This window comes from Pantoea sp. B9002 (genome assembly GCF_013385945.1).
Lineage (GTDB): Bacteria > Pseudomonadota > Gammaproteobacteria > Enterobacterales > Enterobacteriaceae > Pantoea.
The window spans coordinates 1-13380 of sequence record NZ_JACAPA010000001.1 but is presented as its reverse complement, the minus strand read 5'-3'; the positions used below and the strand labels follow the sequence as shown (position 1 = coordinate 13380).

The 13380-nt window shown below is 57.0% G+C and carries 10 protein-coding genes; 6 read left to right on the top strand and 4 right to left on the bottom strand.

What is annotated here, in order from left to right; all coding sequences use genetic code 11:
- Positions 1–158: 158 nt before the first annotated feature.
- From HX773_RS00050 to HX773_RS00040, 3 genes are read left to right on the top strand one after another with little or no spacing between them, the layout of a single operon-like run.
- The gene (locus tag HX773_RS00050) at positions 159–2777 is read left to right on the top strand and encodes a YdbH family protein (protein WP_176969953.1); all 2619 of its coding nucleotides are present in this window, start codon (positions 159–161) and stop codon (positions 2775–2777) included.
- Positions 2774–2962 (top strand): YnbE family lipoprotein, encoded by a 189-nt coding sequence (locus HX773_RS00045; RefSeq protein ID WP_176969952.1) that lies wholly within the window; start codon positions 2774–2776, stop codon positions 2960–2962. Before HX773_RS00050 ends, HX773_RS00045 begins: the two co-directional genes overlap by 4 nt.
- Before the next feature lie 11 nt (positions 2963–2973).
- Complete coding sequence (locus tag HX773_RS00040) at positions 2974–3294, top strand: YdbL family protein (protein WP_176970032.1); 321 nt, start codon at positions 2974–2976, stop codon at positions 3292–3294.
- Positions 3295–3306: 12 nt separating this feature from the next.
- Here HX773_RS00040 and HX773_RS00035 read toward each other — a convergent pair whose 3' ends face one another.
- Positions 3307–4215, bottom strand: coding sequence for a LysR substrate-binding domain-containing protein (locus tag HX773_RS00035; protein ID WP_176969951.1), 909 nt, complete (start codon positions 4213–4215; stop codon positions 3307–3309).
- Positions 4216–4322: 107 nt separating this feature from the next.
- Between HX773_RS00035 and HX773_RS00030 the strand changes: the two genes are divergently transcribed.
- Both HX773_RS00030 and HX773_RS00025 read left to right on the top strand, forming a co-directional pair.
- Positions 4323–5687, top strand: coding sequence for a DHA2 family efflux MFS transporter permease subunit (locus tag HX773_RS00030; protein WP_176969950.1), 1365 nt, complete (start codon positions 4323–4325; stop codon positions 5685–5687).
- Between the two features lie 82 nt (positions 5688–5769).
- Entirely contained in the window at positions 5770–7083 is a 1314-nt protein-coding gene (locus tag HX773_RS00025) for an MFS transporter (protein WP_176969949.1), read from the top strand.
- Between the two features lie 5 nt (positions 7084–7088).
- Here the strand turns inward: HX773_RS00025 and HX773_RS00020 are convergent, their stop codons facing one another.
- From HX773_RS00020 to azoR, 3 genes are all read right to left on the bottom strand, one after another.
- A complete protein-coding gene (locus HX773_RS00020) occupies positions 7089–7748 on the bottom strand; it encodes an NAD(P)H-binding protein (RefSeq protein ID WP_176969948.1) in 660 nt (219 codons plus the stop codon).
- A gap of 46 nt (positions 7749–7794) precedes the next feature.
- Complete coding sequence (locus tag HX773_RS00015) at positions 7795–8499, bottom strand: GNAT family N-acetyltransferase (RefSeq protein WP_176969947.1); 705 nt, start codon at positions 8497–8499, stop codon at positions 7795–7797.
- Between the two features lie 87 nt (positions 8500–8586).
- The gene (azoR, locus tag HX773_RS00010; RefSeq protein WP_008106416.1) at positions 8587–9186 is read right to left on the bottom strand and encodes an FMN-dependent NADH-azoreductase; all 600 of its coding nucleotides are present in this window, start codon (positions 9184–9186) and stop codon (positions 8587–8589) included.
- A 231-nt stretch (positions 9187–9417) separates the two neighbouring features.
- Between azoR and hrpA the strand changes: the two genes are divergently transcribed.
- Positions 9418–13314 carry an ATP-dependent RNA helicase HrpA gene (hrpA, locus tag HX773_RS00005; protein WP_176969946.1) on the top strand — a complete coding sequence of 1299 codons (3897 nt, stop codon included), beginning with the start codon at positions 9418–9420 and terminating at the stop codon, positions 13312–13314.
- Positions 13315–13380: the final 66 nt, after the last annotated feature.

Below are 13380 nucleotides of genomic sequence, written 5' to 3'. Positions count from 1 at the left end.
AAAAATGCAACGTCGGTATCACAACAGGATAACGTTTTCCGCGTCATTTTGCTGTTCTTCAGCCAGACTATGTCGCTAACACCTTCATTTGCCGGACGTAACATGCCATCATTTGGCTCCTCGTCAGGATTGTGTAAAGAACAGGAACGTTAACTGCCATGACGCGTGGCCTTCGCCGAACACTTGCTGCGCTGCTGGCGCTGATACTGCTGCTATTGGGATTGCTGCTGACGCTCACGCAATGGTTGCCGCGTCTGGCCGGTATTTGGCTGCCCGAAAATACCCGCGTTGAACTCAACGGCACGCCGCGCTGGCAGCAAGGCGCGCTGCATTTCCCGGCGGTGCGCTATCTGGCGGGCGATTGTGAACTGGCAAACGTCAGCGATGCGGCGCTCGGCTGGCAGCAAAAGCGCTGGCAGCTCAGCGCGGGGGAAGTCCAACTCAACAGCGACTGCCTGCAATCGCTGCCGCACAGCGAAGCCAGCGGTGCGCCGCGCAGCCTGGCCGACTGGCAGAAGATGTTGCCTGGTGCCGATGTGCATCTGCAAAAAATCACCATTCTGCCGTGGCAGCAATATGCCGGTCGTTTCGATCTCACCTTAGATAACGATGTGCAGCGGCTGCATTATCAGGGCGACAACCTCAATGTAGATGCGCGGTTGCAAGGCCAGTTGCTGCAAATTGCCCAGCTGCAGCTCAGTCATCCTTTACTGCCCAAACCGCTCAATCTGCATGGCGATGTCACCTTGCCAACCTTTGCCGATGGCTTGCCGGTGGCGGGCGAACTCAGCGCCGATCTCAATGTAGTGCAGTGGCCGCGGCCGCTGGCGTTGACGCTCAACTGGCAGCAACAGCAAGGCACCTTGACGGTGAAGCAGCAGGATGACGATCAGCCGCTGCTGCAACTGCCGTGGCAGGTCGACGAGCGGCAGATTCGTATTACGCAAGGTCAATGGCGCTGGCCGCAGGCCGATCAGCCACTGTCGGGTGGCATGGCAGTAACGCTGGAAAACTGGCAACAAGGCATGGAAAACACGCTGGTTAGCGGGCGATTCAACTTGCTGACGCAAGGGCGCGGCGGCAAAGGCAATCTGGTATTGAGCGTTGGCCCGGGCAAACTGAGCATGGTCGATAGCGCCTTGCCGTTCCAGTTGACCGGCGAGAGCAAATTCGCCGATCTGCAATTGTTTGGCAGCATGCCCGGCTTACTGCATGGCGTGCTAACCGATCCGCAGTTGACCCTGAAACAAGGTGCGCTGCTGCGTTTGCGCGGTCGCTTGCTCTCAACGCTGGAAGTGGATGAAGCGCGCTGGCCGCTGGCGGGCGTGACGGTGGCGTCGCGCGGTATTAATGGTCGCCTGCAGGCAATACTAAAGGCGCACGATCCCAGCTTTGGTCGTTTCAGATTGCATCTCGATGGCCGCGCCAGCGATTTCTGGCCAGACAGCGGCGTGTGGAACTGGCGTTATTGGGGTGATGGCCTGATCGAGCCGCTCACCGCCAAATGGGACGTGAAGGGCACCGGCAGCTGGCAGGACACTTTGATCAGCCTCGACACGCTGAATACCGGTTTCGATCAGCTGGCGTACGGCATGGTGCAAGTCGCTAAACCGCGCCTGACGCTCAGCGCGCCGGTACGCTGGCAGCGCGATCCTGCGCATCCGGCGTTTAACGGTGGCTTCACGTTGAAATCCGGGCAAACCCAGTTCAGCTACGGCGGCTGGCTGCCGCCATCAGAACTCAATTTTGAAGCTAAAGGCAGCGATCCCAGCCAGTTTATCTGGCGCGGTCAGCTGCTGGCGGAGGATATTGGCCCGGTACGCGTACATGGCCGCTGGGATGGTGAACGTCTGCGCGGCGAAGCCTGGTGGCCGGCGCAATCTTTGACGGTGTTCCAGCCGCTGCTCAGCAGCGATTTGAAGATGCGCATTCAGTCGGGTGAGCTGCGCGCGCAGGTGGCATTCTCGGCGGCCAGCGAGCAGGGCTTTGAAGCGGGCGGTCACTGGACGGTGAAAAACGGCAGCCTGTGGATGCCGGACAGTGAAATCAACGGCATCGATTTCTCGCTGCCGTTCCGCCTGAAAGATCATCAATGGCAGCTTGGACGGCGCGGCCCGGTTTCACTGCGTATCGCCGAAGTAAAAAATCAGTTCTCGCTGCAAAACATCACCGCCGATTTGCAAGGTCACTATCCGTGGCAGGAGCGCCAGCCGTTAACGCTCAGCAACGTCAATCTTGATCTGTTAGGCGGACACGTCAGCATGCCCGAGCTGCGCATGCCGCAGCATCAAGCGGCACGCGTCTCGCTAAAGGAGATCAATCTCAGCAAGCTGGTCAGCGCAATTAAACCCAAGCAGTTTGCCATGTCCGGCAAGGTGAATGGCGAGTTGCCGCTGTGGGTGAATAATCCGCAATGGCTGATTGAAAAGGGCTGGATCGCCAACAGCGGTCCGCTGACCTTCCGGCTGGATAAAGACATGGCGGATGCGATTGTCAGCAATAACTTCGCAGCCGGAGCGGCGCTGGATTGGCTGCGCTACATGGAAATCTCGCGTTCATGGGCCACCCTCGATCTGGATAACTTCGGCAATCTGATCATGCAATCGGAAGTGAAAGGCGTCAGCCAGTTCAGCAACCGCCGACAGACCGTTAATCTGAACTACCGGCATCAGGAAAATCTGTTCCAGCTGTGGCGCAGCCTGCGCTTTGGCGATAATTTGCAATCCTGGGTGGAGCAAAATGCCACCTTACCCTCGAAGAAGGATCCCCAACCATGAGCCTCAGGGCATTACTGGTGCTGGCAGCCTGGCTGCCGCTGATCAGCTGCGTGCCGCGCATTGAAGTTGCGGCGCCGAAAGAGCCAATCACCATCAATATGAACGTCAAAATTGAGCATGAGATTCACATCAAGGTGGATAAAGATGTGGAAGCGCTGCTGAAGAATCAGAGCGGACTGTTTTGAGGAGAAGCATGATGAAACGCAAGGGGATCGCGCTGCTTGCGGCGCTGCTGCTGATGCCGTCTGCCTGGGCGCTCACGCTGGATGAGGCGCGTCAACAAGGGCGCGTGGGCGAAACGCTCAGCGGCTATGTGGCGGCGCGTCAGCAGGACGAAGAAACGCTGGCGCTGGTTAAGCGCATCAACGAAGGTCGCCTGCAGCAGTATCAGCGCGTGGCGCAGCAAAATAACCTGACCGCCAGCGAAGTGGCGCGCATTGCCGGCGAGAAACTGGTGAACCGCGCGGGTAGCGGCGAGTATGTGCGCGGCATCAATGGGCAGTGTCTGCGTAAATAAAGCGACTTGTTTTTACAGCGGCTGCCGGGCAAAGGCCGCTTTCAGCGCATCAATCGCACATCTTAGCCGCTGCGGCATCGCGGCGGTTTTCAACCACACAGCATAAATCGGCAGGCTATTGCTGCGCGTCTCCGGTAATACCTCAATCAGTTTTTTGTCCGCAATATCGCGACTGACCAGCCAGCGTGGCAGTTGCGCGATTCCATAACCTTCCAGCGTTGCGGCGTAAACCGCACTCATGCTGCTGAAGCGCAACCGTTCGTCTGGCTGCCAGTAAACGTTCTCCTCCTGTGCATTTTTAAGCAGCCACGGCTGAGAACGTCCCTGTTCCAGTAATGTCAGATGCGGAAAATGGGCTAACTCATCCAGCCGAATCGGCGGTGTAGCGGCTTTGAACAATGCAGGCGCAGCGCACAACAGCAGCGCCTGCTGGCCGATCAGTCGCGCGGTGAGATCGGCGTGGTTTCCGGGCGCGCCGATGCGGATGGCGAGATCGACGCCTTCTGCAGCAAGGTCAACGCGCTGGGTTGAAAGCCGCACATCAAGCGCCAGTCCTTGCCATCTCTGAGTCAGAGGAAGCAACACCGGCATCACCCATTTTTCGCCCAGCAAAGGCGGAGCCGCAACGCGCAGCTGGCCTGTGGGTTCACTGGCGTGTGCCATCAGGCGATTTTCCGCCGCGTCGAGGCTGGCAAGGATCTGCAGACAGTCGTTATAAAAGCGTTCGCCTTCGCTGGTAAGCGACAGCGAACGAGTGGTGCGCTGGAACAATTTCACCTGCAGGCGCGATTCGAGTCGGGCGACTGCTTTCCCTACCGTGGAGCGCGACAAGCCCAGTTGCTCAGCAGCCAGACTAAATCCTCCCGCCTGCGCGGCCTGCACAAAGGCCCGGATGCTGTTCAGCCTGTCGGTGTTAATCATAATACGATCTTCTCTGGCGATTTTAATTCGTCAGTATGGCGAAAAAGTAGCGTAACTGGAGAATTTAATTCGTGTCAGTCTAGCGATTTATGCATCAGGATCCTCGCATGACAACTTCTCCGGCAACCTTAATCCGACTACAAATCGGTATCTGCCTGGCCAGTTTTCTTGGCTGTATTGATTTCACTATCGTTAATACCGCATTGCCGGCGATTCAGCACCACTTTCACAGCGATCTCGCCAGCGTGCAGTGGGCGATGACGCTCTTCGTTATGGCGCTGTGCTGCTGCATGGTGATGTCGGCCAGGTTGGCGGAACGTTTCGGCGCACGGCGAATTTTATATGCCGGGATGCTGCTCTTCGGCGCAGCGTCGTTGGGAGCGGGATTAGCATCGAACTTGATGGTGCTCAATCTCTGCCGCTTGCTACAGGGTGCGGGATGCGCGGTGCTGTATACCGTCAGCGCCAGCATTCTGGTTGAGGCGATGCCAGAAGCAAAGCGCGGTGGCGCGCTAGGATTGCTGTTTGCCGCGAACGGATTGGGGTTGGCATTGGGGCCGGTTGCTGGCGGCGTGTTGGTGAGTTGGCTCGGCTGGCGCGCGGTTTTTCTGCTTAATGTGCCGCTTATTCTGCTGAGCTTTGTTTTTTGCCGCGACAGCATCGCGGCATCCATCAGACATCGCGAAACCCAGCTGGATTTGCCGGGCTGGCTGCTGATGACCGCCGCACTGATCCCGCTGCTGATCTGGACAAGTCACGTCACACATTGGGGCCTGGTGAGCTTGCCTGCCGTTTTGGCGCTGGGGTTATCGCTGTTGTTTTTGCTGGCATTTGTCATGATTGAAAGGCGTACGCCACACCCGGTGATCGACTTCCGCATGCTGCGAAACAGCGGCTTTGCAGCCGCCTGTTTACTGTCGGTGCTGCTGGCGATTTTCTATTGCTCCGCCTTTATGTTGTTGCCGTTTCGGCTACTGACGCTCTTTCATTTCAACGCCGCCCAGCTTGGTCTGATGTTGCTGCCGGTGACGCTGGTGATGGCGTTGATATCTCCCTTTGCAGGCCGTCTTGCCGACCGTTACAGCAGTTGGCCGGTGATGGCGGCGGGATTTGCCTTGCTCACGGCTTCCGCACTGCTGCTGAGCATCAACAGCGCATCGTTAGTACCGATCATCACCGCGTTTGTGCTGATGGGCGCAGGCTGGGGCGCTATCCTCGGGCCTTCCGTTGCGGCTGCGCTCGGCGCGTTACCTGCGTCCCGGCACGCGCAGGGCATTGGCATTTCATGGACGCTGCATAATCTCGGCGGTGTGCTGGGCCTGGCGATTGCCACGCAGATTTATCAAACCGGCGGCGAAACGGCAGGTTTTCAATGGGTGATGTGGGGATTAGCGGGCGCGGGGCTGCTGGGGATGTGGGTGGCGTTAAAAGCTGGAAGTCGCGCCAGCGTAGCAGTGGCTGACGCCGGTTGATCAGGATAAATAACATGATGTTCTTGACCACACAGCAACATGACGCATTCTGTTCATTCACGAATGGAAAAGAGATAGCCGAATGCAGAAGCCTCTAACTACAACGGATGCACAGAAGCGCGCCTTAATCGCCGGTTCAGTGGGCAATTTCATAGAATGGTACGAGTTTGCGGTGTATGGCTTTCTCGCTACGGTGATCGCGCAGAATTTCTTTCGCCTGCAGGGCGAAGCCGAGCTGACGGGCATTATTCTGACCTACGCATCCTTCGCCATCGCCTTTTTCTTCCGTCCGTTGGGCGCGATATTTTTTGGCCGCATGGGCGATCGTATTGGCCGCAAGCCGACGCTGATTTTTGTCTTGATCATGATGACGCTGGTGACAACCGCGATCGGCTTTATTCCCACCTATGCCAGCATTGGCGTGGCGGCGCCGCTTATCATCACCGGGCTGCGCATTCTGCAGGGCTTGTTTGCCGGAGGAGAATACGGCGGCGCGGTGTCATTGATGACGGAATTTGCCCCCAAAGGGCAGCGTGGACGTTACGGTGCGTGGCAATCATTCACTGTGGCGTTGGGCCTGCTGGCGGGCGCTGGCATTGTCGCGTTGCTGTCGGCGGTGTTGAGTGTGGATCAGATGCACAGTTGGGGCTGGCGCATTCCCTTCTTTCTCGCCTTGCCGATGGGAATTGTGGCGCTGTGGCTGCGGTACAGCATGGAAGAAACGCCCAGCTTTGTGCGTCAGCAGCAAACGCAAAAAACGCATCAGCCAGCGGCGGTCAGCGCCAGTTTTGGCGCGACGCTCAGGATTATCTTGCTGGCAATCAGCCGTGTGATGGTGTGGTCAGCGGCGGGTTATACCTATCTGGTGATCATGCCAACCTATCTGCAATCTTCGCTGCACACAGGCTTTAACCAGGCGCTGTTGATTGCGGTGATCTCCAATCTTGGCTTTGCCGCCACCATCATCCCAGCGGGCATTCTCAGCGACAAAATCGGACGCCGCAGCGTGATGGTTATCGCGGCATGCTTGTTGCTAGTGCTGGCATTACCGTTACTGAAAGTGCTGCAGGCCGAATCTTCAACGCTGTTGATCAAGGCGCTGGTAGTGTTTATAGCGGGTGGAATAGTGGGATTGCTGGCAGGACCGGGCCCGGCAATGTTAGCTGAAATGTTCCCCACGCGCGTCCGCTATACCGGGCTGGGGCTGGCCTATTCACTCTCTAACGCGGTTTTCTCGGGTTGTGCCGGACTGATTATCACCTCCCTGATAAAGCAAACGGGGAATCTGGATATCCCCGCCTGGTACATCATGGTCACGGCTGCGATCAGTATTCCGGCACTGATGACGCTGAATAAAAAAGATCATTTGCGTTCGCTGGATGAAGCAGAAAGTTGAAGACGCTAGCTTGTTGCCAGCTGCTTAACCGCTTCGCGCACCGGCATTTCACCGCCGGTTAACTCAATGATCATCCGGCTGATAGCCGGTTGAGCGATGATCTCAGCCAGCGTCGCCGCCACGTCATCGCGAGGAATATCGCCATACGGGATCGCCAAACCGGCACACACTAAACCGCTGCCTTGCTCATCCGTTAGCGTGCCGGGGCGTAAAATCACCCAATCCAGATCGCTTTGCGCCAGCTCGACATCGGCTGCTTTCTTCACGCGCATATAGTTTTCAAAGGTGGCGGAGAGGTTTTTGTTTCTGCCGGCTTCAGGGAAGGCCGAGACCAGCAGAAAACGCGAAATGCCGGCCTGCTTCGCGGCAGCAACCGCGGTAGATAATCCTTTGCCATCAATGGCGTTCGTCATCTCTTCACCGCCTTTGCCACCGGCACCAGCGGTGAAGACCACCACATCGCTGCCCGCCATCAAAGCGGCCAGCGATGTCGCGTCCAGCGCGGTTAAGTCGCCGTTAACCGGCTCAGCACCCAGTTCACGCAAAGGCTGCTCCTGTTCCGCTTTGCGAAACAGTGGGCGCGCAACGTGGCCGTTTGCGGCCAGCAGTGATGCCAGACGACGGCCAATGTTGCCTGCGCCGCCAATGATAAATACCTTGGACATGAGTACCTCTTCAATTGCGTATAAAAGCTAGTCAGTATAGACAACGTCAATCTGCGGGGAAAAAGCTGCGCAGCTTTTGCCTTTCGCGTCCGTGCTGATCCATATTCTCCGCCGCCAGCCATTGGCTTAAGGCCTGCTGAATCGGCGGCCATTCGCCATCAATGATCGATAACCAATCGGTATCGCGATTGCGCTGTTTGCGCGTCATCGCCTGACGAAAACGACCTTCAAAGCTAAAGCCGATGCGTTCAGCTGCGCGTCGGGAAGCCAGATTTAGGGAGTCACAACGCCACGCAACACGGCGATAACCGAGCACGAAGGCCTGCTGCAACAGCAGATATAACGCTTCACTGCCCAATACATTGCGCTGCATCAGCGGCGACCAGGTCACATGGCCAATTTCAATCGCGCCGTTCTGCACGTCGATATTGGCGAAACAGACCGCGCCAACCGCTTGCTGATTAACCTGATCGATCACCGCATAACTGGCCAATCCACTGTCGCCTATTTTGTTGGCGATCCAGTCGCTCATCGCGGCTACCGATTGCGGTTGCGATGCGCCGAGCCAGGTCCAGTCGCGATCGTCGGGTGCCAGCGAAAAGGCGGCAAACAGGGCGGGCGCGTGAATGAGTTGAAGCGGTATGAGATGGCAAAAACGGCCAGTGAGAATCACAGCGGGTGGGAAGGTTGCGGGTTGCCAGTCGGGTAACGCAAAACCGATCGGCTGACCATATTGATTGTGTTGTGTCACCTCATCTCCTTTCGCTGTGCTGAAAAACAACAGCAAAAAAATGCCCGCCAGTTAAGCCTGACGGGCATTGATCATGCGAAAAAATGATTACGCAGCAACAATTTGTTTGATGGCGTCTTTTGCATCGTTAGCCGCTTTGGTCGCCACTTCTGGACCATAAGCGATGCCTTCCGCGAACACGAAGTTCACGTCAGTGATACCGATGAAGCCCAGGAACAGCTTCACGTATGGCGTCAGCAGATCGCTGGCCGTATCTTTATGAATGCCGCCACGGCTGGAGAGGATTACCGCACGTTTGCCGGTTACCAGACCTTCCGGGCCTGCTTCGGTGTAACGGAAGGTCACGCCAGCGCGGGCAATCAGGTCGAAATAGTTTTTCAACTGAGTTGGGATGTTGAAGTTATACATTGGCGCGGCGATAACCACGGTGTCATGGGCTTGCAGTTCAGCAATCAGCTCATCGGAGAGAGACAGCGCTTCCTGCTGACGTGGAGACAGCGGGGCATCAGATGGACGCAGTGCGCCAACCAGCTCGCCATCCAGCACCGGAATCGGCTGCGCGGCTAAATCACGCACGGTAACCGAGTCACCTTTAGCGCGTGCTTCGTCAGCGTAGAAGTCAGCCAGTTGATTTGACTGAGAGTAACCAGCGAGGATGCTTGATTTCAGAACTAAAACTTTGCTCATGGTATTTTCCTGTGCGTTACGCGGTTGGCTTACCGCTCAATGCTTTACACTGTACGGAGTTAGCCCGCGAGGTAAAAGCGCAATATTTCGAGATCTATGTTCGAAATAATTGAATAACCTCGCACGTCCCGTTCAGGCAGGTGTTCCAAATTGTGCTATGATGCCGACCATTAATTGCTTGAATCCGCCGGGAAATCATCCGGCCGCTGCAACAACAGGTAACGCATCGCTATGTCATCATCCGACTCTTCACCTTTAGCCTCCCTCTGGCCGCGGCTCGATAATCTGACGCTGCGCGACAGTCAACGTCTGCGACGTCGATTGCTGGGCGCTGCAAAGGTGAAAAATCCTGCGGCGCAGCAGGGCATTGTGGCAGAACTGGAGCCGGAATTTGTCGCGGCGGAGCAGCGCCTGGCGCAGCGCACGGCGGCGACACCGCGCATCACTTTCCCGGACAACCTGCCGGTGAGTCAGAAGCAGCAGGATATTGCCGATGCGATCAGTCAGCATCAGGTGGTGATCGTCGCGGGTGAAACCGGCTCGGGTAAAACCACGCAGCTGCCGAAAATCTGCCTGGCGCTAGGACGCGGCGTAAAAGGGCTGATTGGCCACACTCAGCCGCGTCGTCTGGCGGCACGCACCGTGGCCAACCGTATTGCCGATGAGCTGGAAACCTCACTCGGCGGCACCATCGGTTACAAGGTGCGCTTTAACGATCAGGTGAGCGAAACCACCCAGGTTAAGCTGATGACCGACGGTATCCTGCTGGCGGAAATCCAGCAGGATCGCCTGTTGCTGCAGTACGACACCATCATTATCGATGAAGCGCACGAACGCAGTCTGAACATCGATTTCCTGCTCGGCTATCTGCGCGAACTGTTGCCGCGTCGTCCCGACTTAAAAGTCATTATCACGTCAGCGACCATCGACCCGCAGCGCTTCTCACGCCATTTCCACAATGCGCCGGTGATTGAAGTTTCTGGTCGTACTTATCCGGTAGAAGTGCGTTATCGCCCGATGGTGGAAGATGCTGACGACACCGATCGCGATCAGCTGCAGGCGATTTTTGATGCGGTCGATGAGCTGGGACAAGAGAGCCGCGGCGATATCCTGATCTTTATGAGCGGCGAGCGCGAAATCCGCGATACCGCCGATGCGCTGATGAAGCGCGATATTGCGCACACCGAGATTCTGCCGCTGTATGCGCGCCTGTCGAACGCCGAGCAAAACCGCGTGTTCCAGTCGCACAGCGGACGCCGCATCGTACTGGCGACCAACGTGGCGGAAACCTCGCTGACCGTGCCTGGCATCAAATACGTTATCGATCCCGGCACCGCGCGTATCAGCCGCTACAGTTTCCGCACCAAAGTGCAGCGCCTGCCGATTGAGCCGATTTCGCAGGCTTCCGCCAATCAGCGTAAAGGGCGCTGCGGACGCGTTTCGGAAGGTATCTGTATTCGCCTCTATTCAGAGGATGATTTCCTCAGCCGCCCGGAATTTACCGATCCCGAAATTCTGCGTACTAACCTTGCCTCGGTGATTCTGCAGATGACCGCGCTGGGGCTGGGCGATATTGCTGCCTTCCCGTTTGTCGAAGCGCCGGACAAGCGCAACATTCAGGATGGCGTGCGCCTGCTGGAAGAGCTCGGTGCCATCACGCTGAGTGAAGACGAAACCTACAAGCTGACGCCTTCGGGCCGCCAGCTCGCTCAGCTGCCGGTCGATCCGCGTATGGCGCGCATGGTGCTGGAAGCGCAAAAGTTTGGCTGCGTTCGCGAAGCGATGATCATTACCGCGGCGCTATCGATTCAGGACCCGCGCGAGCGTCCCTCTGATAAAAAGCAGGCATCTGACGAAAAACATCGTCGTTTTGAGGATAAAGAGTCCGATTTCCTCGCCTTCGTGAATTTGTGGAATTACCTGCAGGAGCAGCAAAAAGCGCTCTCCAGCAATCACTTCCGCCGCCTGTGTAAAACCGAATTCCTTAACTATCTGCGCGTGCGTGAATGGCAGGATATCTACACGCAACTGCGTCAGGTGGTGCGCGAACAAGGTATGCCGGTCAACAGCGAACCTGCGCCGTATCGTGAAGTGCACTGCGCTTTGCTCACCGGCTTGCTGTCGCACATTGGTCAGAAAGATAACGAGAAGCAGGAGTTTACCGGCGCTCGTAATGCGCGCTTCTCCATCTTCCCCGGTTCCGGCCTGTTCAAGAAGCCGCCGAAGTGGACCATGGTGGCTGAACTGGTGGAAACCAGCCGGTTGTGGGGCCGCGTTGCCGCGCGTATCGATCCGGAATGGATCGAGCCGCTGGCGCAGCATCTGATTAAACGCAGTTACAGCGAACCGCACTGGGAAAAAGCGCAGGGCGCGGTAATGGCGACGGAAAAAGTAACGCTTTACGGCCTGGCTATCGTGCAGGCGCGTAAGGTCAATTACAGCCGCATCGATCCGCAACTGAGCCGCGAGCTGTTTATCCGTCATGCGCTGGTGGAGGGCGATTGGCAGACGCGTCACGCGTTCTTCCGCAATAACCTGAAACTGCGCAACGAAATTGAAGATCTGGAGCACAAATCGCGTCGTCGCGACATTCTGGTCGATGACGAAACGCTGTTCGCTTTCTACGATCGCCGCATCGGCAACGACGTGGTGTCGGCGCGCCATTTCGATACGTGGTGGAAGCAGGCCAGCAAAGAGAATCCGGATCTGCTGAGCTTTGATAAGCAGATGCTAATCAAAGACGGCGCGGACAAAGTCAGCCAGCTCGATTACCCCAACTTCTGGCATCAGGGCAACCTGAAACTCAAGCTGAGCTATCAGTTTGAACCGGGCGCGGATGCCGATGGCGTGACGGTGCACATTCCGCTGCCGCTGCTGAACCAAATTGAAGAGACGGGATTTGAGTGGCAGATTCCCGGCGTGCGCCGCGAACTGGTTATCGCGCTGATTAAATCGCTGCCCAAGCCGGTGCGCCGCAATCTGGTGCCCGCGCCCAACTACGCCGAAGCGTTTCTTGGTCGCGTCACCGCGATGGAACAGCCATTGCTGGATGCGCTGGAACGCGAATTCCGCCGCATGACCGGCGTCACCATTGAGCGGGAAGCCTGGCAGTGGGATCAGGTGCCCGATCACCTGAAAATGACTTTCCGCGTGGTTGACGAACACAATCGTAAGCTGCAGGAAGGCAAAAATCTGCATCAGCTGCGGCTGCTGCTGAAAGGCAAAGTGCAGGAAACGCTGTCGAAAGTGGCGGACGATGGCCTGGAGCAGAGCGGTTTGCACATCTGGAGCTTTGGCGATTTGCCGCAAAGCTACGAGCAGAAGCGCGGCAGCTATCAGGTCAAAGCCTGGCCGGCGCTGGTGGATGAAAAGGACAGCGTAGCGATTCGCCTGTTCGATAACGAAGTGGAACAGCAGAAAATGATGTGGCGCGGTCAGCGTCGCCTGCTGCTACTCAACATTCCGTCGCCGACCAAGTATCTGCATGAGAAGCTGCCGAACAAAGCCAAACTCGGTCTGTACTTCAATCCCTACGGTAAAGTGCTGGAATTGATCGATGACTGCATCGCCTGCGGCGTGGATAAGCTGATGGCGGAGGCGGGCGGCCCGGCGTGGCAACAGGAAAACTTCGAACAGCTGCGCGACAAAGTGCGTGCTGATTTGAATGAAACCGTGGTCACCATCGCTAAACAGGTCGAACAGATCCTGACCTGCGTGTTCAATATCAACAAGTTCCTTAAAGGACGCGTTGATATGTCGCTGGCGCTGGCATTGGGCGATATCAAAGCGCAAATGAGCGGCCTGGTGTATCGCGGTTTCGTCACCGGCAATGGCTGGTCGCGTCTCGGTGATACGCTGCGCTATCTGCAAGGTATTGAGCGCCGTCTCGAGAAACTGCCGGTGGATCCCCACAGCGATCGTGCGCGCATGCTGAAAGTGCAGGCGGTTGAGCAGGCCTGGCAAACGTGGCGCAATAAATTGCCGCCGCAGCGTCAGGATGATGCCGAAGTGCAGGCGATTCGCTGGATGCTGGAAGAGCTGCGGATTAGCTATTTCGCCCAGCAGCTGGGCACGCCTTATCCAATTTCGGATAAGCGTATTCTGCAGGCGATGGAGCAGTTGAGTTAATCAGTAGAGCGATGTGATGGAGGTCGCCATGAATGGCGACCCTACACCGTAGGGCTGAGGGATCCC